General features: G+C 72.6%; 23 protein-coding genes and 1 pseudogene. 16 read left to right on the top strand and 8 right to left on the bottom strand.

What is annotated here, in order from left to right:
- Nucleotides 1–77: 77 nt before the first annotated feature.
- Together ACIGYR_RS14620 and ACIGYR_RS14615 are read right to left on the bottom strand one after the other, a co-directional pair.
- On the bottom strand, nucleotides 78–1,031 hold the full coding sequence (locus ACIGYR_RS14620; RefSeq protein ID WP_399599080.1) for a LysR family transcriptional regulator: 954 nt from the start codon (nucleotides 1,029–1,031) through the stop codon (nucleotides 78–80).
- A 379-nt stretch (nucleotides 1,032–1,410) separates the two neighbouring features.
- Nucleotides 1,411–2,298, bottom strand: a complete 888-nt coding sequence (locus ACIGYR_RS14615; RefSeq protein ID WP_399599077.1) for an NAD(P)-dependent oxidoreductase — start codon at nucleotides 2,296–2,298, stop codon at nucleotides 1,411–1,413.
- 78 nt (nucleotides 2,299–2,376) lie between these two features.
- On the opposite strand from ACIGYR_RS14615, the gene ACIGYR_RS14610 reads away from it, so the two are divergent.
- The 3 genes from ACIGYR_RS14610 to ACIGYR_RS14600 all read left to right on the top strand — a co-directional run bounded on the left by ACIGYR_RS14610 (nucleotide 2,377) and on the right by ACIGYR_RS14600 (nucleotide 4,866).
- Nucleotides 2,377–2,727, top strand: a complete 351-nt coding sequence (locus ACIGYR_RS14610) for a winged helix-turn-helix transcriptional regulator (protein WP_399599075.1) — start codon at nucleotides 2,377–2,379, stop codon at nucleotides 2,725–2,727.
- Nucleotides 2,728–3,094: 367 nt separating this feature from the next.
- Complete coding sequence (locus ACIGYR_RS14605) at nucleotides 3,095–3,667, top strand: TetR/AcrR family transcriptional regulator (RefSeq protein WP_391843022.1); 573 nt, start codon at nucleotides 3,095–3,097, stop codon at nucleotides 3,665–3,667.
- A gap of 32 nt (nucleotides 3,668–3,699) precedes the next feature.
- On the top strand, nucleotides 3,700–4,866 hold the full coding sequence (locus ACIGYR_RS14600) for a GDSL-type esterase/lipase family protein (RefSeq protein WP_399599073.1): 1,167 nt from the start codon (nucleotides 3,700–3,702) through the stop codon (nucleotides 4,864–4,866).
- Nucleotides 4,867–4,882: 16 nt separating this feature from the next.
- Here ACIGYR_RS14600 and ACIGYR_RS14595 read toward each other — a convergent pair whose 3' ends face one another.
- Both ACIGYR_RS14595 and ACIGYR_RS14590 read right to left on the bottom strand, forming a co-directional pair.
- Complete coding sequence (locus ACIGYR_RS14595) at nucleotides 4,883–5,536, bottom strand: class F sortase (RefSeq protein ID WP_391843026.1); 654 nt, start codon at nucleotides 5,534–5,536, stop codon at nucleotides 4,883–4,885.
- A gap of 180 nt (nucleotides 5,537–5,716) precedes the next feature.
- Complete coding sequence (locus ACIGYR_RS14590) at nucleotides 5,717–6,307, bottom strand: hypothetical protein (RefSeq protein ID WP_399599070.1); 591 nt, start codon at nucleotides 6,305–6,307, stop codon at nucleotides 5,717–5,719.
- A 235-nt stretch (nucleotides 6,308–6,542) separates the two neighbouring features.
- On the opposite strand from ACIGYR_RS14590, the gene ACIGYR_RS14585 reads away from it, so the two are divergent.
- Complete coding sequence (locus ACIGYR_RS14585) at nucleotides 6,543–7,541, top strand: hypothetical protein (protein WP_399599068.1); 999 nt, start codon at nucleotides 6,543–6,545, stop codon at nucleotides 7,539–7,541.
- Nucleotides 7,542–7,681: 140 nt separating this feature from the next.
- A complete protein-coding gene (locus tag ACIGYR_RS14580) occupies nucleotides 7,682–8,560 on the top strand; it encodes a hypothetical protein (protein ID WP_399599066.1) in 879 nt (292 codons plus the stop codon).
- 75 nt (nucleotides 8,561–8,635) lie between these two features.
- Here the strand turns inward: ACIGYR_RS14580 and ACIGYR_RS14575 are convergent, their stop codons facing one another.
- Both ACIGYR_RS14575 and ACIGYR_RS14570 read right to left on the bottom strand, forming a co-directional pair.
- Nucleotides 8,636–9,847 (bottom strand): cytochrome P450, encoded by a 1,212-nt coding sequence (locus tag ACIGYR_RS14575; RefSeq protein ID WP_399599064.1) that lies wholly within the window; start codon nucleotides 9,845–9,847, stop codon nucleotides 8,636–8,638.
- Nucleotides 9,844–10,554, bottom strand: coding sequence for a tRNA-dependent cyclodipeptide synthase (locus ACIGYR_RS14570; RefSeq protein WP_391843036.1), 711 nt, complete (start codon nucleotides 10,552–10,554; stop codon nucleotides 9,844–9,846). Before ACIGYR_RS14570 ends, ACIGYR_RS14575 begins: the two co-directional genes overlap by 4 nt.
- Before the next feature lie 218 nt (nucleotides 10,555–10,772).
- Here ACIGYR_RS14570 and ACIGYR_RS14565 point away from each other — a divergent pair, with 218 nt between their 5' ends.
- The 8 genes and pseudogenes from ACIGYR_RS14565 to ACIGYR_RS14530 all read left to right on the top strand — a co-directional run.
- Nucleotides 10,773–11,609, top strand: coding sequence for a fructosamine kinase family protein (locus ACIGYR_RS14565; RefSeq protein ID WP_399600206.1), 837 nt, complete (start codon nucleotides 10,773–10,775; stop codon nucleotides 11,607–11,609).
- 102 nt (nucleotides 11,610–11,711) lie between these two features.
- On the top strand, nucleotides 11,712–11,903 hold the full coding sequence (gene tgmA / locus ACIGYR_RS14560; protein ID WP_014670659.1) for a putative ATP-grasp-modified RiPP: 192 nt from the start codon (nucleotides 11,712–11,714) through the stop codon (nucleotides 11,901–11,903).
- 17 nt (nucleotides 11,904–11,920) lie between these two features.
- Complete coding sequence (tgmB, locus tag ACIGYR_RS14555; protein WP_399599060.1) at nucleotides 11,921–12,904, top strand: ATP-grasp ribosomal peptide maturase; 984 nt, start codon at nucleotides 11,921–11,923, stop codon at nucleotides 12,902–12,904.
- A gap of 35 nt (nucleotides 12,905–12,939) precedes the next feature.
- Entirely contained in the window at nucleotides 12,940–13,827 is an 888-nt protein-coding gene (locus tag ACIGYR_RS14550) for a Gfo/Idh/MocA family protein (RefSeq protein ID WP_399599058.1), read from the top strand.
- A gap of 642 nt (nucleotides 13,828–14,469) precedes the next feature.
- On the top strand, nucleotides 14,470–15,573 hold the full coding sequence (locus ACIGYR_RS14545) for a PP2C family protein-serine/threonine phosphatase (protein WP_399599055.1): 1,104 nt from the start codon (nucleotides 14,470–14,472) through the stop codon (nucleotides 15,571–15,573).
- A gap of 684 nt (nucleotides 15,574–16,257) precedes the next feature.
- Entirely contained in the window at nucleotides 16,258–16,725 is a 468-nt protein-coding gene (locus tag ACIGYR_RS14540; protein WP_391843044.1) for a hypothetical protein, read from the top strand.
- Between the two features lie 268 nt (nucleotides 16,726–16,993).
- A complete protein-coding gene (locus ACIGYR_RS14535) occupies nucleotides 16,994–18,235 on the top strand; it encodes a serine hydrolase domain-containing protein (RefSeq protein WP_399599051.1) in 1,242 nt (413 codons plus the stop codon).
- Nucleotides 18,236–18,435: 200 nt separating this feature from the next.
- A pseudogene (locus ACIGYR_RS14530) lies at nucleotides 18,436–18,719 on the top strand (hypothetical protein); the annotation flags it as partial.
- A 15-nt stretch (nucleotides 18,720–18,734) separates the two neighbouring features.
- Here ACIGYR_RS14530 and ACIGYR_RS14525 read toward each other — a convergent pair.
- Entirely contained in the window at nucleotides 18,735–19,208 is a 474-nt protein-coding gene (locus ACIGYR_RS14525) for a MarR family winged helix-turn-helix transcriptional regulator (RefSeq protein WP_399599048.1), read from the bottom strand.
- 138 nt (nucleotides 19,209–19,346) lie between these two features.
- On the opposite strand from ACIGYR_RS14525, the gene ACIGYR_RS14520 reads away from it, so the two are divergent.
- The 3 genes from ACIGYR_RS14520 to ACIGYR_RS14510 all read left to right on the top strand — a co-directional run bounded on the left by ACIGYR_RS14520 (nucleotide 19,347) and on the right by ACIGYR_RS14510 (nucleotide 22,188).
- The gene (locus ACIGYR_RS14520) at nucleotides 19,347–19,967 is read left to right on the top strand and encodes an L-threonylcarbamoyladenylate synthase (RefSeq protein WP_391843050.1); all 621 of its coding nucleotides are present in this window, start codon (nucleotides 19,347–19,349) and stop codon (nucleotides 19,965–19,967) included.
- A gap of 114 nt (nucleotides 19,968–20,081) precedes the next feature.
- Entirely contained in the window at nucleotides 20,082–20,837 is a 756-nt protein-coding gene (locus tag ACIGYR_RS14515) for a dienelactone hydrolase family protein (RefSeq protein ID WP_399599045.1), read from the top strand.
- A gap of 151 nt (nucleotides 20,838–20,988) precedes the next feature.
- Nucleotides 20,989–22,188 (top strand): glycoside hydrolase family 64 protein, encoded by a 1,200-nt coding sequence (locus ACIGYR_RS14510; protein ID WP_399599042.1) that lies wholly within the window; start codon nucleotides 20,989–20,991, stop codon nucleotides 22,186–22,188.
- Nucleotides 22,189–22,245: 57 nt separating this feature from the next.
- On the opposite strand, the gene ACIGYR_RS14505 is transcribed toward ACIGYR_RS14510, so the two are convergent.
- Entirely contained in the window at nucleotides 22,246–24,651 is a 2,406-nt protein-coding gene (locus ACIGYR_RS14505) for a M4 family metallopeptidase (RefSeq protein WP_399599039.1), read from the bottom strand.
- Nucleotides 24,652–24,815: the final 164 nt, after the last annotated feature.

The raw sequence follows: 24,815 nt of genomic DNA, 5'->3' as shown, positions 1-24,815 counted from the left end.
TGGAGCACGTGTCACTCCCCGGCGCAGCGGTTCCGCCACGCCCCCACGCCTGTCGTGCGCACACGGCACCGGTGCTGCTACGCCCCGGCGACGCTCCAGGTACGCGAGGCCCAACTGCGCAGGTGCGGGGCCTGGGCGACGAGATCGCGGTACGCGTCCGTGGCGGACCGGAACACCGTCTCCACGATGTCGTCGGTCACGGTGTCCGGCCGCCAGGCCAGTACATAGCGGCACCACAGCGGCGAGCCCACCAGCGGCTTGACCACGACGTGCGGGATCGGCCGCAGCGTCGGCTGCACGAGTGACACCCCGAGCCCGTCGGCGATCATGCTCTGCAACTGCGTCTGGTCGCCGAGCCACTCGTGCACGGTGACCGGCGTGAACCCGGCCGCCGCGCAGGCGTCGTAGAACACCCCCGGCCAGCCGGCACCGTCGTCCGGGGTCACGAACCAGGCGTCCTCGGCGAGCTCGGAGAGCTGCACCTGGGGGCTCTGCCGCAGCCGGTGCCGGGCGGGAAGGGCGACGAACGTGGGCTCGGTGACGATCCCCCGGTGCCGTACGGCGGTCGAGTGCCGTAGCTCCATGCCCGGGTAGTCGGCGGCGATGGCGGCGTCCACGGTGCCCTCTTCCAGCAGCTCCACGATCCGGGAGGACGCGTAGACGCTGGTGACCGCGATCGTCAGTTCCGGCAGCCGGGCTCGGACACGGGAGACGGTGCCGGACAGCACGGGCGAGTTGGTCGCGGCCACCCGCAGGGTACGGCGGGGATGGTCGGCGGGCGGGCGGTGCCCGATCGCGGCGGCCCGCGCGAGGACGTCCCGGGCCTGTTCGACGACCTCGGCGCCGTACCGGGTGGGCCGGACCCCGCTCGGCCCGCGTTCGAAGAGCGGCTCGCCCAGATGGCGCTCGATGCGCCGGAGCTGGGTGCTCACTGCGGGCTGCGAGTAGCCCAGCTGCGCGGCCGCGCGGCCCACGCTGCCGGCGTCGGCGAGCGCGCACAGCACCCGCAGGTGCCGCAGCTCAAGCTCCATCGGTCCACTCCCCGTTCGTCCCCACCGTCGGCCCGTCGCCTGGTCCGCGGCCCGTGCGGGGCCGGCGTCCGCCGTCCGCGACGGCCATGGCCGGGACCGGCGGACCGAAGCGTTCCATGGCCTCCGCCGCGGCACAAGTCGCAGGTCCGCCAGGGTACGGCCGCTCACGTCCGCCGCCCGACCAGGCCCTTCGCCGACGTACCGGCCGGCGCACCGCCGCGTCAGCTCAGCGCCGGCCGGCGCACCGGCGCGTGGACTCATTCCCGGCCGTGCACCGGCGCCTGGACTCAACGCCGGCCGCGGCACCGCGCGTGGACTCAATGCCGGCCGGTGCACCGCCACGTGGACTCAGTTCCGGCCGGTGCACCGCCGCGTCAGCTCAGCGCCGGCCGAGCATCTCCGCCACCCGGATGAACCCGTCCGTGCCGTGGCCGAGGCCGATGACGCGGCGTGCCATGCCCTCCACGGCCCGCATCACGCCCGCGTCGATGCCGTGGGACTCGGAGACCTCGACGACATGGGCCATGGTGGAGACGGCCGAGGTGATGGGGTTGAGCTCCCCGGAGTAGGTGCCGCTGTCGGCGTCCTCCGCGAACCTCTCGAACAGCGGCGGCAGGATCGCGCCGATGCCCTGGGCGAAGGGGGCCAGTTCCCGGGCGGTGACTCCCTCCGCCCGGGCGATCGCCACGGCGTGCGCGTACCCCGCCATCGCGGTCCAGAAGAGGTCGAGCAGCGCGATGTCGAAGGTGGCGGCACGCCCGATCTCCTCGCCCAGGTGGGTGTGCGTCCCACCGAGCAGCTCCAGCACCGGCCGGTGCCTGTCGTAGAGGGCGCGCGGACCGCTGTGCAGGAAGACGGCCTCCGATGTGCCGATGCTGGGGGCCGGCGTCATGATCGCCCCGTCCAGGTAACCGATCTCGTGGGCCGCCGCCCACCGGGCGGTGTCCCGGGCGCGGTGCGGGGTGTCGGCGGTGAGGTTCACGACGGTACGGCCCTTCAGCGCGCGGGTGACGTCGTCGCGGCGCAGGATCGCGTCGCAGGCGTCGTGGTCGACCACGCAGACGACGGCCAACTCTGCGGCGGCGACGGCCTCTTCGGCCGTCGCGGCGCCGACCGCCCCCTGCTCGGTCAGCTCGCGGTCCTTGCCGGGCGTGCGGTTCCAGACCGTGGTCCGCAGGCCGGCCCCGAGGAACGCGCCCGCCAGTGAGCGGCCCATGGGGCCGAGTCCGAGGACGGTGACGGCAGGAAGATTCAGCTCCGTGGACATGTTGTGACTCCCGTAGGTGATCGGTGTGTGACGAGGAAGAGCGGCCGGAGGGCCGCCGGGAAACCGAAGAGGACGACGATGACGCGCAGCCGTGCCCAGGATCCGAACGTCTGCGGAGTGACCGCCGCGATCGCCGTGATCGACGGCAAGTGGAAGACGTCGTTGCTGTGGCTGCTGGAGTCCGGCCCGCAGCGGCCCGGTGAACTGCGCCGCCGGCTGCCCGGGCTGAGCGAGAAGGTGCTGACCCAGGCGCTGCGCGAGATGACGGAGGACGGTCTGGTGCACCGGGAGGCGCACGACGTGCTGCCGCCCAAGACCGTGTACTCACTGACCGGCTTCGGCCGCGACCTGGCCATGGCGTTGGACCCCTTGGCCGCGTGGGGCCACCGGCGTCTGGGCCGGCTCCGCGAGCACGGAACGGCGTCCTGACCCGTTGCCGCCGCCACCTCCCGTCCGTTCTTCGGCAGCCCCTGACCTCGTCAAACAGCGTCTCCCGACCCGACGGGCGCTGCCAAGTACCCACAAATAAGTGGGTGTTCGGCCCTGCTGAGCGGCTCCGCCGGGCGGGGACCCACGGGACCGCGCCGGTCCGATGGCGGGCACCTCGCGGCGCCCCGGGAGAAGCCCCCGCCGCGGGCCACCCGTCGCCTGCCCGCACCGGACCGTCCCGTCCGCCGCCGACGGTGGTGCCGCGGTCTCCTCGGCGGGTGGCCGGGCAGATCTCATGCTCATGCCCCCATTTGGCTAAAGCCTTTAGGAAGTTCCATAATCAGTTAAGGCAGATGGGAGATGGACGATGGTGCGTGCGGGACTGACCACCGAGCGCCTGGTGCACGCCGGTGCGGAACTGGCCGACGAGGTGGGCTTCGACCAGGTCACGGCCTCCGCGCTGGCCCGGCGGTTCGACGTCAAGGTGGCGAGCCTGTACTCGCATCTGAGGAACTCCCAGGACCTGAAGACACGGATCGCGCTGCTCGCCCTGGAGGAGCTGGCCGACCGGGCCGCCGAGGCGCTGGCCGGGCGGTCCGGGAAGGACGCCCTCGGCGCCTTCGCGAACGTCTACCGGGACTACGCCCGCGCACACCCCGGCCGCTACGCGGCGGCCCGCCACCCACTGGACTCCGAAACCGCCGCCGGCAGCGCGGGAGTCCGGATCGCCCACCTGACCCGGGCGGTCCTGCGCGGCTACGACCTCTCCGAGCCGGAGCAGACCCACGCGGTCCGCCTCCTGGGCAGCGTCTTCCACGGCTATCTGAGCCTGGAGTCGGCCGGCGGCTTCAGCCACAGCGCCCCCGACTCGCAGGAGTCGTGGACGCGGATCCTGGACGCCCTCGACTCCCTGCTGCGCAACTGGCCCGCCCACCCCTGACCCGTACTTTCCCGGAAGCGCAGACGGACACGATGCACACCATCCCCCTCACCGCCGATCTGATCCGCGGTGCCCTCGAGCTGGAGCGCACCGCGCACGGTCTGCTCCCCCACCGGCTGCCCGCCCGAGCCCGCGCCCAGTGCGCCGACCCGCAGCTGGCCCTGGTGGAGGCCCAGCCCTCCGGCGTACGACTGGTCCTCCGCACCCGCGCCACCACTGTCGAGCTGGACACCCTGCCGACCAAGCGGGTCTACCTCGGCGCACCGCCCCGCCCGGACGGCGTGTACGACCTGCTCGTCGACGGACGCCTGGCCGGCAGCGCCTCCCTCAGCGAGGGCAGCACCCTCACCATCGACCTGGCCACCGGCTCCGCCGAGCACCGGCCCGGCCCGGTCGGCACGGTGCGTTTCACCGGGCTGCCGGACACCGTCAAGGACGTGCAGATCTGGCTGCCGCACAACGAGACCACCGAGCTCGTGGCGCTGCGCGCCGACGCCCCCGTCGAGCCCGTGCCGGCCCGGGGCCGCACCGTCTGGCTGCACCACGGCAGTTCGCTCAGCCACGGCTCCGACGCGGCGACCCCCACCACCACCTGGCCGGCGCTCGCCGCGGCCCTGGGCGGAGTGGAGCTGATCAACCTCGGGCTGGGCGGCAGCGCGCTGCTGGACCCGTTCACCGCCCGCGCGCTGCGTGACACGCCCGCCGACCTGATCAGCGTCAAGCTCGGCATCAACGTGGTCAACACCGACCTGATGCGGCTGCGCGCCTTCGGTCCCGCCGTACACGGCTTCCTCGACACCATCCGCGAGGGCCGTCCCGACACCCCGCTGCTCGTCGTCTCGCCGGTGCTGTGCCCGATGCACGAGGACACGCCCGGCCCCACCGCCATGGACCTGGCCGCCCTGAGCGAGGGCCGCGTGAGCTACCGGGCCACCGGGGATCCGGCCGAGCGGGCGGCCGGCAAGCTCACCCTGGGGGTGGTCCGGGAGGAGCTGGCCCGGCTCGTCCGCGAGCGGGCGGCCGAGGACCCGGCTCTGCACTACCTCGACGGCCGGGAGCTGTACGGCGAGGCCGACTTCGCCGAACTGCCGCTGCCGGACGGCCTCCACCCGGACACCGCCGGCCACCGCCGGATCGGCGAACGGTTCGCGGCTCTGGCGTTCGCAGCGGGCCGCCCCTTCGCGGACCGCGCCGCCTGACCGGCGGGCCGCCGGCTCACACCAGGTGGGCGAAGACGACCAGGTTGTCGGTGTAGTCCCGCACCGTGCGGTCGTAGTCACCGGCGCAGGTGATGAGCCGGACCTCGGGGCGCTCGGCGTCCTCGTACACCCGGTCGCTGGGGAAATCGTCCTTCGCGAAGGTCTCGGAGTCGTCCACGACGAAGTCCGCCGTGCTCCCGTCGGCCCGCTCCACGGAGAAGCGGTCGCCGGGCTCCAGCTCGTCGAGGTGGGCGAAGACGGCCGGGGAGGTCACCGTGTCGACGTGGCCGGCGATGATCGCGGTGCCCGACTCGCCGGGCGAGACACCGTCGGCGTACCAGCCGACGAGGTTGGTGTCGGCGGCGGGCGGGGGCTGCAACTGGCCCGAGGCGCCGATGGACAGGGTGGTGAAGGGGGCGTCCACCGCGATCCTGGGGATGTGCAGGCGCGTCGGTGCGGACCGGGAGAGCCCCTCGCCGGTCTGCCTCGGATCGGCCGACGTGGCTGCCCCGGCACCCGCGCCCGAGGCCCGGTGCGTCTCCGGTACGCCGTCCGGCTGCTGATGATTGCCGAACATGCTGACGGCCAGGAAGACGGCCGCCACACCCCACAGCGTCAGCCGTCCGCCGCGGCCGGAGCCGGCGGGGGTCGAGGGGGAATCTGCTGCCATCGGAACCACCTCACTCGGGTCACGGCAGCACGGGGATCAGGCAGGGCAGGAGGAGCGGGATCGGCGTCTCGGGGGGCGCAGGGGACGCGGACCGGCGTCCCGGGGGGGCGCAGGGGACGCGGACCGCCGGCACGGCCGGCGCGCCGGCGGCGTCCGCAGCCCCTGCGACGTAGTGGCCCGTCAGGACGCCGGCGCGGCGGCCTTCTTGCGGCGCAGCGCGTACACGCCGGTGGCGCCTACCGCCAGCACGGCGAGGCCGCCGGCGGTGACACCGGGTGCGGCGAGCGCTCCGCCGCCGGTGTGCATGCCACCGCGCGGCTTGTCACGGCCCTCCTCCTCTTCGTCCCACTCACTCTTGCCGCCCTTGTCTCCCTTGTCCCCCTTGTCCCCCTTGCCGCCCTTCTCGCTCCGGTCCTCGCCGCCGCCGTCACTGCCCTTGTCCCGGTAGCTCTCGGGATCGAACCGGCTGTCGTCTTCACCCGAACCCCAGTCGCCGCTGCTCACCGCGGCGAGAGCTCCGCCACCCGTGTGCATTCCGCCGTGCGGTCCGTCGTGTTCACCCCCGCCGTCGCGCTTGTTGCCGTAGTCCTTGTCGGAGTCGCTGTCGGATCCCTTGTCGCGGCCGGATTCGCTGTCGTGCTCCTTGCTGTACGAGGAGTCGTCACGGCCGCCGTCGTGCTCGGCCGGAACTGCGAACGCGGCGGCGGGCGTCGCAAAGGCGAGGGCGGCTGTGGCTGCCGCCGTCGCCAGGAGCGTGCGGGCAGAGCGCATAGTGATGTCCTTCCGCCGTGACCGGGCAGCGGATACCTCATCAGCTGGTTGGACCCGGCCTCGACATGAACCACCGTCAGTGAGGCCCCCGGCTCCCACCATCCGGGCCGCCCAGCCGGGTCATCACGCCACCCGTCTGCCCCAGCGCGGCCGCCTCGCGACCCCTCGTCCGGCTCAATGGCCGACGCGACCGCACGCCTGCCCGAGTGATCGAGTCGTACCTGAGGAGAGCTCCATGCCCGCGAACGCCCTCCGCGGACCCAAGGCCCGGCGGCTGGCCGCCGCGTGGGCCGGTGCTCCGCTCGCCGTCGCCGTCGTCTGCGCCCCCGCCCGCGCGGGGGCGGAGACGGTGACGGAGTATCCGGTCACCACGACGGCCGCGGCCGCTCCCGCGGGCATCACCGGCGGCCCGGACGGCGCGCTGTGGTTCGCGGAGCACGGCGCCGGACGCATCGGGCGGATGACGGCCGACGGCACCGTCACCGACTTCCCGACCTCCGGCCCCGACACCGGGCCGGCCGAGATCGTCCAGGGGCCGGACCGTGCCCTGTGGTTCACCGAGACCACAGCCGGGCTGATCGGCCGCGTCACGCCCTCCGGCCGGCTCACCGAGTTCCCGCTGCCGACGGCCGGCGGGGGCCCGGCCGGAATCGCGCTCGGCCCGGACGGGGCCCTGTGGTTCACCGAGGTGACCGGCAACCGGATCGGCCGGATCACGGCCGCGGGCCGGGTCACCGAGTATCCGGTGCCCACCGCGGACTGCGCACCCCACTCCATCGCGGCAGGCGGGGACGGCGCCCTGTGGTTCACCGAGCTGGGCGGCGGCAAGGTCGGGCGGATCACCGCCGCCGGGCGGATCACGGAGTTCCCGCTGCCCGGCGGGGCCGGTTTCCCCGGCGGCATCGTCGCCGGGCCGGGTGGCATGTGGTTCACCGCGTCCGGCGAGCACGCGGCCTACCGGGTCGACTACACCGGGCACCTCAACCGGTTCCCGCTGCCCGGCGCGGACAGTCTGCCGGGCAGCATCACCCGCGGGCCGGACGGCCACGTCTGGTACGCCGACCAGGCCGGCCGTATCGGACGGATCACCGCGACCGGCACGGTCACCGCCTTCCCGGTGCCGGACGGCGCCGAGAAGGTGCCCCCCGGACTGACGGCCGGGCCCGGCCGTGCGATGTGGTTCACCGAACTGCTCGGCAACGCCGTCGGCCGCGTCCGTGTCGGCGCCGGGTGATGCCGGGCCGCCGGGCACGACCGGCTCCGCTCACCGTGCCCGAAAGCCGCCCGTGATCGCCGCCACCCCTTGTTATGACAGCCGTCATAGCGCAGGCTGGTGGCCGGCAGCACGGCAGGCGGACGCGGTGGGAGGAAGCGGTGGCGGAGACGATGGCGCGGGCCCTGTGGGAGCGGTACGAGCCGGTGCACGACCTCGTCTACTTCGCACCTGAGGCACGCCGTGCGGCGGACGGCCTCGGGATGCGCGGGTACTGGATGGGCTACTTCGCGCTGCGGGCCGCCCCGCTCGGCGCCGCGCACCCCGCGGTGGTGAGCAGCTGTTTCTTCGTCTTCCACCCCTCGCGCGTGGCCCGTGCACTGCCGGACGCCTGGGCGTACGCCGCTCCGGCGGAGGTGCTGGCGGCCCGCTGGGAGGCGATGGACGCGGCGATGACGCGGCTGTTCGGGGCGGACACCGTCGGTTCCGCCGCGTTCACGCAGACCGCGGACCTCGCCTGGGAGGCCGCCGCCGGCGCGGACACCACGGGCCGGGTGCTGGCCGCCGCCAACCAGGCACTGGAGCGGCCGGACCGGCCGGCCGCGCGCCTGTGGCAGGCCCTGACGACCCTGCGCGAACACCGGGGGGACTCCCATGTGGCGGTGCTGGTGAGCCTGGGGCTCGGGCCGGTCGAGGCGATGGTGCTCAAGGCGGCGGCCGGCGAGTCCGACGGTTCCTTCCTGCGCGAGACCCGGAAGTGGGCGCGGGAGGACTGGGCGGCGGCCGAGGGCCGGCTGCGCGCGCAGGGCCGGCTCGCGGCCGACGGATCGCTCACGTCCGCGGGGCGTGCCCTGCGCGCGGAGGTCGAGGCGCTCACCGACGCGGCGGCCGAGGGACCGTGGACCGTGCTGGGTGCCGAACGCGGCGCGCGCCTGGCCGCGCTGCTGGAGCCGCTGGCCCGCACGGTGGAGGAGGCGGAGCTGTTGCCGCCCGGGAATCCGGTGGGACTGACCCGGCGAGCGCATCCGGTCGGCCGCTGAGGGTCCGTCGGCCGCATGCGGCCCCGCCCGGGGTGCCGGGCCGGGGACGCCGTACGGGTGGCGAGGTGCCGTGGGCTACCAGGTCACCGGCAGCCGCTCGGGAATGCGCTTCATGAACCCGGTGCGCCAGACCAGTTGGCCCGGCGGGACGGCGAGCGCCAGGTCCGGCAGGCGGTCGAGCAGGACCTCCAGTGCGATGCGGGCGTGCGCGCGGCCGAGCGCGGTCGCGGGGCAGTAGTGCGCGCCGCCGCCGAAGGAGAGGTGGTCGGCGGTGTTGTCACGGTGGACGTCGAAGCGGTGCGGGTCGGGGAACTTCTCCGGGTCGAGATTGGCGCCCTCCACCAGGACGAGGACGAGTTCGCCCGCGCGTATGTCGACGTCGCCGAGCCGGACGTCGTCGAGGGCGAGGCGGGGCAGGGCGTCGCCGATGGAAAGGTTCACCCGCAGCAGCTCCTCCACGCCCGGGCCGATCAGCTCGGGCCGGTCCCGCAGCAGATCGCGGGCGATGGGGTGGGTGAGCAGGTAGACCAGGGCCATGGCGAGGAAGCCCGAGGTGGAGATGGTGCCGGCGCCGAACATGGTGACGCCGACGGTGGCCAGCATCTCGTCGCTGAGGTGCGCGTAGTCGGGGTCGTCACGCAGGGCGGCGAGCTCGCCCATCAGGCCGTGCGTGGCCGGGTCGTCGAGCAGGGCCGTCATCCGGGCGATGTCCCGGTCCCAGTTGAGGCGCGCGCCGGTGATCGGGCACGCGGAGTTCATGAAGGCGATGTCCAGGCTGCGCAGGAAGGCCGGGGCCTCGGCCTGCGGGATACCGAGGATGCGGCAGTGCATCCCGGCCGAGTACGGCTCGCAGAAGGCCCCGCGCAGATCGGCCGTCGGCCCGTCGGCGACGATCAGGTCGACCAGGCGGTGGGCCTCGGCGCGCAGCCACTCCATGAGGCCCGGCGCCTTGGGGTTGAGCGTCTTCATCACCGCGCGGCGCAGCCCCGCCCCGGTGATGTTGCCCATGTTGTTCACGACCTCGGGCGGGATCGTGAGCGCGTACTGCCGGGGAACGCCGGGTGCGGAGGTGTCCTTGAGGGAGAACCGGTCGTCCTTCAGGACCTGCGCGCACAGCTCGTACGACGACACCAGCCATGCCGTGTCGCCGGCGATGGTCCGCACGCGCCGCACGGGGGTGGTGGCGCGCAGTTCCCCGACCTCGGCGGGCACCCGGGTGCCGTCCCAGGAAAATGGGAAATCGGGCAAAGGGGGGTGGTCGGTGCGGGTGTCGGGTGCGGTGGTCACAGCGCGGCTCCTTCGACGGCGGCGGGGGTGACGATGGCGTGGCCCTGGTTGCGGGAGGCGCGCAGACCGGCCCCACGGGAGTACAGCAGTTCGGCCATCGGCAGGAGTTGGTGGTAGCAGTTGAGCGAGGAGGGCACGCCGAGGATCGCCGGGGTGTCCAGGAACAGCGGGGCCTCGGCGCACACGTACTCCAGGCACACGGCGCGCTGCCGCTCGCTCGGCGTCTCGCCGCGCGCGGTGAGGAAACGATTCACCAGGGCTTCGCACACGCCGCGGAAGGCACCGTCGGAGACCAGCCGCGCCTGCAGGTGCCGGTGGATCTCCTGGTAGGCGGGATTGGTGCGGAACTCCGACATCGGATGCCAGTCCAGCCGGGTGCCGCCCGGGTCGGCCGCCGACACGGCGTCACGGACCTTGGCGCGCACCCCGCGCAGATTCTTGACGGCCTTGCGACGGGCCTCCTCCGGCGGATAGCCGGAGGCCTCGTACATCTCGGCGACGTACAGGTCGGTATAGACGAAGTCGACCCGGTCGAAGTGGTCCAGCCCCCAGCGGGCGAGGTCGTGCAGGCGCCGGGCGGAAAAGTAGCTGTTGCCCGGGGACACACCGATCACGGCGTGAGCACCCTCATCGAGGATGACCTCGCAGTGGGAGGTGTACGGCTGGACTTCGAAGACGTCGGCCATCAGCACGGATGCTGTGGTCACGGGGGAAATCCTCCGCCGCGCGCTAGTCCCTGCGGGGCCTTGTGCCCCCGGTGTGGCGATGCGGCGCCCTCACGCTAGCCGTACTGGATCACCACGGGTAGTAACTGCCCGGGTTTGGCTGAAATCAGTCGTATCAAAGGTCGAACTACCCGACGGAGGGCCCCTTTTGCGGGCCCTACCCTGGTGCCGTGGTCTACCGAGAAGAGGATCCAGGACAGGTGGCGTCCCGGCTCACCGGGCGCCCCGCGACCGGGGGCCGACCGTCGTCGGGCTCCCCCGCGGAAGTGCTGCTCGACGGCGGGACACCGGTGATGGTCAAACGTGCTGACGGGTCCGGGGCGATACGCGCCGAGGTGGCGGGACTGCGCTGGCTGGCCGCCGCGGACGCGGTCCGGGTACCGGCGGTGCTCGGGCACGACGAGCACTGGATGGTGACCGAGCGGGTGCCCACCGGGTCTCCGTCCCCCGAGGCGGCGTTGCGTTTCGGCCACGCCCTGGCCGCGCTCCACGCGGCCGGCGCCCCCCATTTCGGGTCACCACCGCCCGGCGGCCCGGCGGACGCCTACATCGGCCGCGCCCCCATGCGCAACGCGCCGGGTGCCGACTGGCCGCGCTGGTACGCCGAGCACCGCGTGCTCCCCTACGTGCGTGCCGCGGTCGGCCGCGGCACGCTCCGCCCGGCCGAGGCGGCCGTGTTCGAGCGGGTCTGCGCGCGGCTGCCGGAGCTGGCGGGCCCGGCCGAACCGCCCGCCCGGCTGCACGGCGACCTGTGGAACGGCAACGTGCTGTGGGGCGCCGACGAGGAGGTCCGGCTCATCGACCCGGCCGCGCACGGTGGACACCGTGAGACCGACCTGGCGATGCTCCAGTTGTTCGGCTGTCCCCACCTGGAACGGGTACTCACGGGCTACCGGCAGGTGGCGCCCCTGGCCGACGGCTGGCGCGACCGGGTGGCGCTGCACCAGCTCTTCCCCCTGCTGGTGCACGTGGTGCTGTTCGGGCGCGGGTACGCCGAACAGGCCCTGGCCGCCGCCCGGGGAGCACTCGCGGGGTGAGAGCCCCGAGGCGCCCTCCCCGAGCCGCGGTCACGGAAAGTAAGGAAACCATTCACCCGTTCGACTCGTATAAGGACGTGAAAGCCTAATCAGGGAGAGACCATGCAACCGTTCACGCTCAACTACGCGCGGCCCGCTGTGCAGTTGGACGTCACCGCACCGTACGCGTACGACTCCGGACTGCAACTGAACGTCCTCCCGGACGGGCGGATCGCCGCCACCGACCACGCGACCTTGAGAGCACTCGGAACCACGACCTCGACCGCCGGTTCCAAGACGCACTTCGACGACTGAACCACGGGCTGCGACAGATGACCGTGCTCATCCTGACCAGTCAGGAAGACGTGACGGCGGACATGGTGGTCCTCCGGCTGACCGAGGCCGGCGTGCCCGTCGTCCGGCTCGACCCCGCCGACCTCACCAACGGGGTGGCGCTGTCGGGCGAATACGTGCAGGGCGCCCGCCGGGGACACCTGTCCGTCGGCGGGCGCCTGGTCAGCATGAACGGACTGCGCTCGATCTGGGTACGCAGACCGGGACAGCCGGCCGCCCGCGCCACCCAGCCGTCCGCCTGGCTGACGGAGGAGTCCTCGCAGGCGCTGTACGGCATGCTGCGCTGTACCGACGCCCGCTGGATGAACCATCCGGACGCCGCCCGCCGCGCCCGGCACAAGCCCTGGCAGCTGCATCTCGCCCAGCACAGCGGCCTCGCCGTACCGGCCACCCTGATCACCACGTTCCCGCAGGCGGCACGGGAGTTCGCGGAACGTTTCCCGGACCTGGTGGTCAAACCGGTCTCCGGGGCGCATCCCCAGGAGCCGCCCCGGGCGGTGCCGACCAGCCGGGTCGCACCGGACGCCGACTTCACCGCGGTGGCCTACGGGCCCACCCTGCTGCAACGGCGGATCGCCAAGCGGGCCGACATCCGGCTCACCGTGGTCGGCGGCACGCTGCTGGCCGCGCGCAAGCCCGCCGATCCGGACGCCCACCCGGACGACGTGGACGTCCGCTTCGCCCCGTCGGTCTCCCCCTGGCTGCCCGCGGACGTGCCGCCGCGGGTCGCCGAAAGCGTGCTGCGCTACCTGACCGAGGCCGAACTCGCCTACGGCGCATTCGACTTCGCGGAGGACGCCGACGGGATCTGGTGGTTCCTGGAGTGCAACCAGTCCGGCCAGTTCGGGTTCGTCGAGATGGACACCGGCCAGCCGATCGCCGCCACCATCGCCGACTGGCTCGCCGGGCACGGTGATGCGGGTCGCAGGTGTGCGGAGGGCGACCGGAGCACGGCATCGTGAGGGCGCGGGGATCGGCCCGGAGAAAGGAACGCGACATGCGCATCGGACTGCTGGGCACGGGCCCATGGGCACGGGCGGCCTACGCCCCCGCCCTGGCCGGGCACACCGGCCTGGAGTTCGCGGGGGTGTGGGGGCGCAGGCCGGAGGCGGCCACGGCGCTGGCGGAGCGGTACGACGTCACCGCGTACGCCGACGTGGACACACTGCTCGCCGACGTGGACGCGGTGGCGGTGGCCCTGCCTCCCTCGGTGCAGGCCGAGATGGCGGTGCGGGCGGCCGACGCGGGCCGCCATCTGCTGCTGGACAAGCCGCTGGCGGTGGCGGTCGCCGAGGGGCGGGCCGTGGCGGAGGCGGTGGAGCGGGCCGGGGTGGCGTCGGTGGTGTTCTTCACCGCGCGCTTCCAGAAGGAGCCGGAGGCATGGATCGAGGAACAGGCCGCCGTGTCGGGCTGGTTCACGGCGCGGGCGCAGTGGCTCGGGGCGGTGTTCACCAGCGACAGTCCGTTCGCGGCCTCGCCGTGGCGGCGGGAGAAGGGCGCGCTGTGGGACGTCGGTCCGCACGCCCTGTCGGTCCTGCTGCCGGTCCTGGGTGACGTACGGCAGGTCATGGCGGCGGCGCACGGTCCGGCGGACACCGTCCACCTGGTGCTCGACCATGCCACCGGCGCGTCGAGCACGCTCACGCTGAGCCTGACGGCTCCCCCCGCGGCGGCCGGGGCCGATGTGGAGCTGCGCGGCGAGGCGGGCGTATCGGTGCTGCCGGGGAGTTCGGAAGGCGCGGTCCCGGCGCTCTCCCGGGCAGCCGACGCACTGGTGCGGGCCGCCCGCACGGGCCGCCCGCACTCCTGCGACGCCGCGTTCGGCCTCCGGGTCACCGAGATCCTGGCCGCGGCGGAGGCGCGGCTGGCGGGCAGCGGACGCTAGTGGCGCATCTGCCGGTCGGCAAGAGGCGTTGTGGCCGGTGCCACGACCGCGGGAACGACATGGAGCCGGTGGCAGGGCAGAGCAATACCGTGATCCATCACGAGCCGGGAGTATTCACCTCATGATCGGCCGGACAGTTCCCGGGCCGCCCCGGCGCACCGGCCCACCGGGCTACCCGCGGCGCCGCGCGCGGCCGTGGGCCCGAGGACTCGCGCGCGGCCGTGGGCGCGAGGGCTGCCGAGTCGCTGGTGAGCAATGGGGCCGACGACGCCGGGGGCACGGTACGAGACAGGTACGGACAAGTGAGCACTGCTTCCGTCGGACGGGCGGATGAACAGCTCGGTCAGGGACTCCTCCGGGATGCGCGGGGGCGCGGCGCTCCCGGCCGGAGCCCGGACCTGTCACGCCCGGGGCATGAGACGCGGACAGCCCGTGAGGATGGTGATCCGCATGACGCTCGCCTCCCCTCTCATGGCCATGCCCGGCGCATGAGACGTGGGCGGCCCGTGAGGGTGATGATCCGCATGACGCTCGCCTCCCCTCTCGTCCGCCTCGGGTGTGGTGCTCACAGACCCAGGGAACGGTCGGGCGGGCGGTCACCGCTTCTTCGCGGGGTGCGGGGCGTCGGCGTAGCTTGGGGATGTGGGATCGGTGCGCGGCTGGTCGTCGCACGGGGACCGAAATCGCGGCTGGCTGCGGGGAGCGCCGCCGCCGTGGTGGGTGCGTGTGCTGCCCGTGCTGCTGCTCGTCGTCGTCGGCTCGGCCACGCTGATCACGCCCCATGCGCACGATCTCGGCTTCCTGCTGGGTGCGATCCCGCCGCTGGCGGTCCTGTCGTACGGCCCGGTGATGACCGGGCTCCTCGGCATGGGGGTGGTCGTGGTGCTGAACCTCCCGGCCGCGCATCTGAACCGCCCCGGCAACACCGACCTGCTCACCATCGTGTTCGTGGTCGCGCTGAGCGTGTTCGTCTCCTACGTCCGCAGCCACCGGGACGCCCAGCTGCACACGGAGCGGGCGATCAGCGAGGCGGTGCAGCAAGCCGTGCTCCCGCCACTGCCGGACCGGGTCGGAGGGGTCCGGTGCGCGACCTACTACCGCGCCGCCCAGGACGGGACGCTGGTGGGCGGGGACTTCTTCGACGTGCGGGCGGGGCCGTACGGCGTGCGCGCGGTGATGGGTGATGTGCAGGGGCACGGTCTGAAGGCGGTCGCCACGGTGGTGTCGCTGCTGGGGGCGTTCCGGGAGGCCGCACTGGACCAGCCGGACCTGGAGTCGGTGGCGGCCCGGCTCGACCGCCGGCTGGCGGTGGACTCGGTGGACGCACGGCACGCGGAGCTCTTCGCGACGGCCCTGCTGGTGGAGTTCGCCGTCGACACGGCCGCGGTGCGGGTGCTGGCCTGCGGTCATCCCGCGCCCGTCCTGTTGTGCGAGGGAGAAGCCAGGGAGGTGATCGTCACACCCGGTCCGCCACTGGGCATCGGGCTGGTCGGCGTCGAACCGCCGAAGGAGGTCACGGTGGCGCTCGGCCCGGGCAGCCGGCTGTTCCTGGCCTCCGACGGAGTGTGGGAGGCCCGAGGCGCCGACGACGCCTTCTACCCCCTGCCGGAGCGGCTGGCCGCCCTGACCGCCACCCCGTCCACCGAGCTGCCCGCCGCGGTGTGGGCGGACCTGGGACGGCGGCGCTACAAGGTCCGCGACGACGCCACCATGCTGGTGCTGGCACCCGAGCCGCCGGCCACCTGAGCCGGCTCCGCAGGACATGCGCCCGCCGGCCACCTGAGCCGGCTCCGCAGGACATGCGCCCGCCGGCCACCTGAGCCGGCTCCGCAGGGCACGCGCCCGCCGGCCCGCGTCCCACGGCCGTCCCGCGTCCCACGGCCGTCCCGCGTCCCACGTCCCGCGTCCCGCGTCCCGCGTCCACGGGAAGCGGTGCGAGCGGATGCCGGCGTACGGGCAGGCCGCGGAACGGGCAGCCGAAGCTCGGGCAAACCACGGTGCGAGCAGGCCGAGGCTCGGGCAAACCACGGTGCGAGCAGGCCGAAGCTCGGACGGGCGCGAGTACGGGGAGGGCCGTCCGGGACGGCGCGGATCTCGCGGGCGTCCCCCGGTGCCCTGTGTCGCCGGGGCAGCCTCCGGCCTCCTCGTGCCCGTCGATGTCGGCGCCCCGCGCGGCGCGCGCCCGCGCCTGGATCGAGCCCGTCCGCGCCGGATGATCACGAACGGGTGACGCGTCCCCCTGCTCCCACTGACGAACCGGCAGACGGAGTTCGAACGCCCCACCTCAAACGCCAGGCCGCGCCACCCCTTCCGCACCATAGAAATATCTACCACGATGCATATGCCGGGTTGGCGTGCGAACGCGGGAAAAGCCCGGTCACGGACGTTCCCTGCACTCGGGCAGGCGAGCGAGGACACCCGGAGCGGTGCATGACGAACACGATGTGGATGCGGAGCGTGGAGTGGCTGGCCGCGGCGTCGGCCGACCCGCGCGCCTGCAAGTGGGAGTGGGATCACGGCGAAGGCATCGCGCTGCTGGAGGCGGGCCGGTACTGGGACGTGCTGAGCGTCCCCGACCGGCTGGGACTGCTCACCCTGGACCTGTTGTGGCGGCCGGACCTGCCGGTGCCGGGGCCGACGCTGGTGGACACGGCGGCGGGGCGGGTCGGGTTCTTCCTGCCGCCCGACCCGGCGGGGGGCTGGGTGGGCGCCGGTCTGCGCTACGCGACGAAGGGATCCTGGATCGCCGTGCCGCCGCCGTACCGGCCGGCCCGCTTCCTGGAGTGGCTCGTACCGCCCGACGGCACCGGCACGCTCCATGCGCCCGGCGCCCTGGAGGAGGCGTTGCAACAGGCCAACGGCACGCTGGCGGTACTCGCGCCGCTGTGCGGGCGGTAGCGGCGCAGGAGCCGGGCGAAACCGGTCAGAGGCGGTCAGGACCGGGCCGTACGCTCGGGCGCTCATCGGGTCGGTGAAGGCCGCTCCCGGCGAAGGGGGCCCCGCGCCCGCCGGACCAGCATCCCGCCCAGATCTCCGCGCTCCCCGGCGCCGCGCCCCCGCCCGGCCCGGCGGGCAGTGCCGGACCGGCGCTCCTATGCTGGGAAGGTCCGGGCTCCGACATCCCCGCCCAGCGCACGGTCGCCTCTCATGTGCTTGGAGTCAGCCCATGTCGCCTACGTCCGTAACCCTGCGCCGGGTAGCCATGACCGCCCTGCTGACGGGATCGCTGCTCGTACCGCTGACGGCAGGGGCGGCGCCGGCCACCGTACCGGCCGCGCACCTCTCCGACACGCCCGGCCCGTCGGCCGCGGGGCCGGACGTCCGCCCCCTCTCCCCCGAGGTGGCACGTCAACTCGACGCGGGCGTACAGCAGGTGATGCGCAAGGCGAACATTCCGGGGGTGACCGTCGGCGTATGGACGCCGGGCCAGAAGAGCTACGTCCGTTCGTTCGGGGTCGCCGACAAGGCGACCGGACGGAAGATGGCGCCGGACCTGTACATGCGGATCGGCAGCGAGACGAAGACGTTCACCGTCAGCGCGCTGCTGCAACTGGTCGACCAGGGCAAGGTCGGCCTGGACGATCCGATCGGCAAGTACGTCGACGGCGTACCGAACGGCGACAGGATCACGCTCCGGCAGCTGGCCGGCATGCGCAGCGGGCTGTTCAACTACTCCGAGGACAACGGCTTCTTCAAGGCTCTGACCTCCGACCCCCGACGTCCCTTCACGCCACGGGAGTTGCTCGCCTACGCCTTCAAGCATCCGGTGATGTTCCAGCCGGGCCAGAAGTTCTCCTACTCCAACACCAACCTGATCCTGCTCGGACTGGTGGTGGAGAAGGAGAGCGGTCAGCACCTCGGGGACTACATCAAGGAGCACATCCTCGATCCGGCCGGCATGAAGGACACGCTCTTCCCGAGCGGCAGTGAGTTCCCCCGGCCGCACGCGCAGGGTTACACCGATCAGACGGCCGACGGCAAGATCGCCGAGACCGCGGGCTGGAACCCGTCCTGGGGCTGGGCCGCCGGAGCGATGATCTCCACTCTGGACGACCTGCGCATCTGGGCGCCCACGGTCGCCACCGGCCAACTGCCCGACGGCAAGCGGATGATCAGTCCCGCCACGCAGAAGCAGCGCCTGGTCACCCCGGCGACGCCGATCCCGGACACCGGATACGGGCTGGGCATCTTCAATGTGCAGGGGTGGATCGGCCACAACGGCTCACTGCCCGGCTACGAGTCGCTGACCATTTACCTCCCCGCGACCCGGACGAGCGTCGTGGCGCTGCTCAACACCGACATCGGCCACGGCCAGGACGAACCGAGCACGCTGATCGGCGAGGCCGTCACGAAGGTCATCTCTCCGCGGCACGTGTTCAATCTGCCCGCCGCGCCCGCGGCGAGGTGACGAGCCGATTCGACCGGCATCCCGGCCGCCCGCGCCTGCGCGTACGTGCGCGCGCCCGGTGCCGGTGCCGCCGGACAGGGCTCCGCCGGCGGCCTGGGGGGGAATGGGCCGCCGGCGGAGATGCCGCGCCCGGGGCGGGGGGAAGGCCCTGGGCGGCTCAGAGGTCGGATGCCCCGGAATCCGCCGGGTACGCAGGCGGGATCCGAGAACGATCCGAGGAGCAGTGCGCACGCGGCCGGAGCGGGGCGCCGGCCACCGCCGCCGCGCGGCGGCGCGCCAACCCCTGGCTCACCCTCTGCGCGGTCGCCTTCGGACTGTTCATGGTCCAGCTCGACGGACCCGTCGTCGCGATCGCCAACCCCGAGATCGGCCGCCGACTGCATGCGTCCACCGCCCAGTTGCAGTGGTGACCAACGCCTATCTGCTCGCCCTCGCCGCCACCCTCATCCTCGGCGGAAAGCTCGGCGACCGGAGTGACCGCCGGGGTGCAGCCGATGCGTCAGTGAACGCCGGGGTGCAGCCGGTGCCGCAGTGAGCCGAGTGCGCCGATGGCGGAGCCCAGGGCGTCCATCTCACCCTCGGTCAGCGACAGCAGGGCCTCGGTGAGGTGGGAGACCTGGAGCGCGCGCACCTTGCCGAGGCGGTGTCGGGCCAGCGGCGTCGGATGCAGCCGTGCGACCCGCTTGTCGGTGCTGTCCTCCCTCCGTTCCAGCAGGCCCTGCTCGGTGAGCCGGGTGACCAGCGCGCTGACGTTGTTCGGCTTCATCAGCAGGGCGCCGGCGGCCTCCCGGACCGTGGCGCCCTCGTGCTCGGCGACGTACCGGAGGAGGTGGAGATGCCCCTCGGGCGGCTTGGGGTGGGGGAAGTCGCGCGCGACCCGCCGGTCCAGGGCCCGGTACAGCGTGGGCAGGGCGTCGGCGAGCGCCGAGGCGACGCTGTCGACGTCCCGCCGAGGAGCGCTGGAACCGGACATGACCCCAGAGTAGGTATGTCGCCATACCCATGTCAAAAAGGTATGTGCTCATAGGTAGTACCCGGGAGCACCGTGCCGGTGGGGACCTACGGGCGGTGCGGTGCGCGAGCGGCGCACGGGACGGCATAAGCTCGACGGGTGGCGAAGTACTTCGACGTGCACCCCGAGAACCCGCAGCCGCGCAGCATCGCGCAGATCGCCGACGCGGTGCGCTCGGAAGCACTCATCGCATACCCGACCGACTCCTGTTACGCGCTCGGCTGCCGGCTGGGCAGCCGGGACGGCATGGACCGGATCCGTTCCATCCGCCGGCTGGACGACCGGCACCACTTCACACTGATGTGCCGTGACTTCGCGCAGCTCGGCCAGTTCGTGCGGGTGGACAACGACGTGTTCCGGGCCGTGAAGGCATCCACGCCGGGCAGTTACACGTTCATCCTGCCCGCAACCCGCGAGGTGCCGCGCAAGCTGCTGCACCCGAAGAAGAAGACCGTGGGCGTGCGCATCCCCGACCATGTGGTCACCCAGGCGCTGCTGGCGGAGCTGGGTGAGCCACTGCTGTCCAGCACGCTGCTGCTGCCGGACGAGGAGGAGCCGCTGACCCAGGGCTGGGAGATCAAGGACCGGCTCGACCATGCGGTGGACGCCGTGGTCGACTCGGGTGAGTGCGGCACCGAGCCGACGACGGTGGTCGACTTCTCCAGCGGGGAGGCGGAGATCGTCCGGTGGGGCGCCGGGGATCCCAGCCGCTTCGAGTGAACCCGCGGCACGCCGGGTCCGGGGTTCCGGATCCGGCGTGCCGGCATGGACCGCAGCCGCGGCGCCGGGGACCATCGCCCCGGCGCCCGTTCTCCGAGGGAGAGCCTTACCACCATGACCGACGTCCAGGGAAACGTTGTCGACGTCCGGACCGCGGACGGCGTGGCCGACGCCTACCTCGTCCATCCGGCCGACGGGCGCCCCCGTCCGGGCGTGCTGTTCTACCAGGACGCGTACGGGCTGCGGCCGCACCTGCGGGCGATGGCCGACCGGCTGGCCGGCGCCGGTTACACGGTGCTGGTGCCGAACGTGTTCTACCGGGCCGGCCGGGCGCCGGTGGTGGACCTGCCCGAGTTCATCGACCCGGCCGCCGACCCGGCCATCTGGGAGCGGCTCGGGCCGCTGCTGGCCGGTCTGACGCCGGACCTGGTCAAGCGGGACGCGGACGCCTATCTGCGCCGGCTGGCCGACAGCCCCTTCGTGTCCGACGGCCCGGTCGCGCTGACCGGCTACTGCATGGGGGCCCGGCTGGTTCTGTGGACCGCGGGCGCCCACCCGGACCGGGTCGCGGCGGCGGCCGGCTTCCACGGCGGGCGCCTCGCCACCGACGACCCGGAGAGCCCGCACCTGGAGGCGCCGCGCATCAGGGCGGAGCTGTACTTCGGGCACGCGGACGAGGACCCGTCGCTGCCCCCGGAGCAGGTGGCACGCTTCGAGGAGGCCCTCGCGACCGCCGGGGTGCGGCACACCTGCGAGGTCTACGCCGGCGCCCACCACGGCTACACCCAGGCGGACACACCCGCCTACGACCGGAAGGCCGCCGAGCGGCACTGGGCGGCGCTGTTCGACCTGCTCGAGCGGACCTTCTGAGCCGGACCCGGGCGCCCGCCCGACGGCGGGCGCCCGGGTCGAATCCCGTCCATGTCATTGACATGCACTCGCCCTGGCACGACGCTGAGAGCGCTCTCAAGCAGGTACGGACCAATTCCGTACGACCCCGACCCCCACACGGAGGTGGAGAGTGCCTCACAGGCTCACGCGCCGGGCGCTGCCCCCGGCCGCCGCCGCGGCCCTGCTCGGCGGACTGCTCGTGCTCGGCGCACCGGAAAGCGCCGGTGCCGCCGTGCCGGACACCATCCCCCTGAAGATCACCAACAACTCGGGCCGCTCCGAACCGGTCTACGTCTACGACCTCGGCACCCAGCTGTCCTCGGGACGGCAGGGCTGGGCCGACGCGAACGGCACCTTCCACGCCTGGCCGGCGGGCGGGAATCCGCCGACTCCCGCGCCGGACGCGGCGATATCCGGCCCGGCCCCCGGACAGTCCACGACCATCCGCATCCCGAAGTTCTCCGGCCGGATCTACTTCTCCTACGGTCAGAAGCTCGACTTCAGGCTCACCACCGGCGGACTGGTGCAGCCGGCCGTGCAGAACCCCTCCGACCCCAACCGGAACATCCTCTTCAACTGGTCGGAGTACACGCTCAACGACTCCGGGCTGTGGCTCAACAGCACCCAGGTGGACATGTTCTCCGCGCCGTACGCGGTCGGGGTGCAGCGGTCCGACGGCGGCGTCAGCACCACCGGGCATCTGAAGTCCGGCGGCTGGACCGGCTTCTTCAAAGCGCTGCGCGGACAGCCTGGCGGCTGGGCCAACCTCGTCCAGACGCGGTCCGACGGCACCGTGCTGCGCGCGCTGTCCCCGCTGTACGGCGTGGAGACCGGGGCGTTGCCGGCCAACGTGATGGACGACTACGTCAACCGGGTCTGGCAGAAGTACACGACGTCGACGCTGACGGTCACACCGTTCGCCGACCAGCCGAACACCAAGTACTTCGGCCGGGTGTCGGGCAACGTCATGAACTTCACCAACTCCTCCGGCGCCGTCGTCACGAGTTTCCAGAAGCCGGACGCCGCGAGCATCTTCGGCTGCCACAAGCTGCTGGACGCCCCCAACGACCAGGTCCGCGGCCCGATCTCGCGTACGCTGTGCGCCGGTTTCAACCGCTCGACCCTGCTGGTCAACCCCAACCAGCCGGACACCACGACGGCGAACTTCTACCAGGACCCGGTGACCAACCACTACGCGCGCAAGATCCACGCGCAGACGGCCGACGGCAAGGCGTACGCGTTCGCCTTCGACGATGTCGGCAACCAGGAGTCGCTGGTCCATGACGGCGGCCCGCAGCAGGCGTATCTGACGCTGGATCCGCTGAGCTGACGCACGACGGTCCCGCACCCGAGGAACGGGGTGCGGGACCGCGCTTGTGGGAAGGGCTCAGCTGGTCGTCAGGGCCGTGTCGTCCACGACGAAGCTGGTCTGCAGCGAGGAGTCCTCCACGCCGTTGAACTTCAGCGTGACCGTCGAGCCCGCCAGCGAGGACAGGTCGAAGGTCTTCTGGCTGTAGCCGGCGGCCTTGTTGAGGTTCGAGTAGGTCGCGAGGGTCGTCGAACCGGCGGTCACCGTCAGCTTGTCGTACTGGACGCTGGAGCTGGTCTCCGCGGTGTCGATGTGCAGGTAGAAGGTCAGGCTCGCCTTGCAGCCCGCCGGGATCGTCACCGACTGGGACAGCGTGTCGGTGTGCGTGCTGCCGTACCCGTCCAGCCATGCCTTGTAGGAGCCGCTGTGGGCCGCCTCACCGCTGTCGGTGGTGATGACGCCGCTGGTGGCGCTCCAGCCGGTGCTGCCCGACTCGAAGCCGGGGTTGCTCAGCAGTTGCTTGGACGTGCAGCCGCCGCCGGTCGTGCTGACCGTCCAGGAGAAGGTGGCGGTGCCCGTCGCGCCGGTGGAGTCGGTCACCGTCACGGTGGTGTTGTAGGTGCCCGCCGTGGTGGGTGTGCCGGAGATCAGACCGGTCGTGCCGTTGATCGACAGACCGGAGGGCAGGCCGGAGGCGCTGTAGGTCAGCGCGCCGCCGTTGGTGCTGCTCGCCTGGATCTGCAGGTTCACGGCGGTACCGACGGTGGCGGACTGGCTGCCCGGGTTGGTGACCGTCACCCCGCTGCTGGGCGGGTTGATGTGGCCGCCGACGGCGATGCCGGCGAAGGCGTTGCCCACTCCGGCGTACTGCGTGGAGTTGGTGCCGTACAGGTCGCCGGCCGCGCGGAGGGCGGCGGCGCGGGCGGCCGCGTAGTCGGTGCTGGACGTCATGTACGTCGTCAGCGCCTTGTACCAGATCTGCAGCGCGGCGGCCCGGCCGATACCGGTGACGGCGACGCCGTCGGCGGTGGGGCTGTTGTAGGTCACGCCGTTGATGACCTTGGTGCCGCTGCCCTCGGACAGCAGGTAGAACATGTGGTTCGCCGGGCCCGAGGAGTAGTGCACGTCGAGGTTGCCGACGCCGCTGTACCAACTGTCGGCCGATCCGCCGTCCTTGCTCGGCTTGTCCATGTAACGCAGCGGCGAGCCGTCGCCGTTGATGTCGATCTTCTCGCCGATGAGGTAGTCGCCGACGTCCTTGGCGTTGTTGGCGTAGAACTCCACGCCGGCCGTGCCGAAGATGTCGGAGGTGGCCTCGTTCAGGCCGCCCGACTCGTCGCTGTACTCCAGGCCGGCGGTGTTCGAGGTGACGCCGTGGGTCATCTCGTGGCCGGCGACGTCGAGCGAGGTCAGGGCGTGGGTGTTGCCCGAGCCGTCGCCGTAGGTCATGCAGAAGCAGCTGTCGTCCCAGAAGGCGTTGACGTAGCCGCTGCTGTAGTGGACGCGGCTGTAGGCGGCGACGCCGTCGTTGCGGATGCCGCTGCGGCCGAAGGTGTTCTTGTAGAAGTCCCAGGTCTCCTGGGCGCCGTAGGCGGCGTCGGCGCCGGCGGTCTGGGTGTTGGCGCCGGTCCCGTCGCCCCAGACGTCGTCGGCGTCGGTCATCAGGGTGCCGGTGCCCGAGGTGCCCTTGTTGAGGCTGTAGGTCTTGTGACCACCGCGCGAGGTGTCGTACAGCTGGTACGTCGACCCCGACAGCGTGGTGCCCAGGGTGACGGTTCCGCTGTACTGGGTGTTGCCGGTGCCGGTCTTGACCGCCTGGTACCGGTACAGCTCCTTGCCGGTGCCGGCGTCGGTGATGACGTGCAGCTGGCTGGGGGTGCCGTCGTCCTGGAAGCCGCCGATCACGGTCTCCCAGGCGAGGGTCGGGGTGCCGTGGCCGGCCCAGATCACCTTGCGGGCGCTGTCGGCGGTGGGCTTCTTGGCGTCCAGGGCCTGCGCGGCCTTCAGCGCCTTGGTCTGGGCGGCGGCCTTGGTGAAGGTCGCAGTGACGGAACGCACCTGTATCTTGCGCTTGTTGTTGAAGGTGGTGCTCACGGTCCCCTTGGCCAGTGAGGCCGGCGGGGTGTGCACGACGAGGTCGCCGCCGAGGACGGGCAGACCGGCGTACGTGCGCTCGTAGCGCGTGTGCACGGTGCCGTCGTTGTCCTTGACGACGTCCTTGACGACCAGCTTCTCCTGCGCGCCCAGGCCGAGGGTGCGGGCGGTCGTGGCGGTCTGCTGCTGGGCGCTCTTGATCAGCGCCTGGTGCTGGGCCGGGCTGAGCGTGGCCTCCATGCCGCCGGTGTGCAGCGGGCCGGGGTGGGGAGCGGCCGGGGTGGCGGTCGCCGGGACCGCCTGGAGGCCGACGGCCAGGAAAGCCGCGGTGGAGACCAGGGCGGCTCCGACCGTGGCTCGCTTGTGGGGAAGGGGTCTGTGGGGTCTCACTCGTACTCCTCCTGCTGCGGCCGCCGGTCGGCGGCCGGTGACAGACGGGCAGACGGGTCTGCTGCCCGGGCGAGCTGAGCTGTGCGGGACCGTGATCCGTGAACCGGTGGGGCGGATCAGCGTGCTGAGGGAGAATGACAGTATTGACCGAGCCATGTCACCTC

Source organism: Streptomyces sp. NPDC053076, assembly GCF_044546845.1.
Classification (GTDB): Bacteria; Actinomycetota; Actinomycetes; order Streptomycetales; family Streptomycetaceae; genus Streptomyces.
The sequence above is the reverse complement of the archived record's forward strand: the minus strand, read 5'-3'. Positions and strand labels throughout refer to the sequence as shown.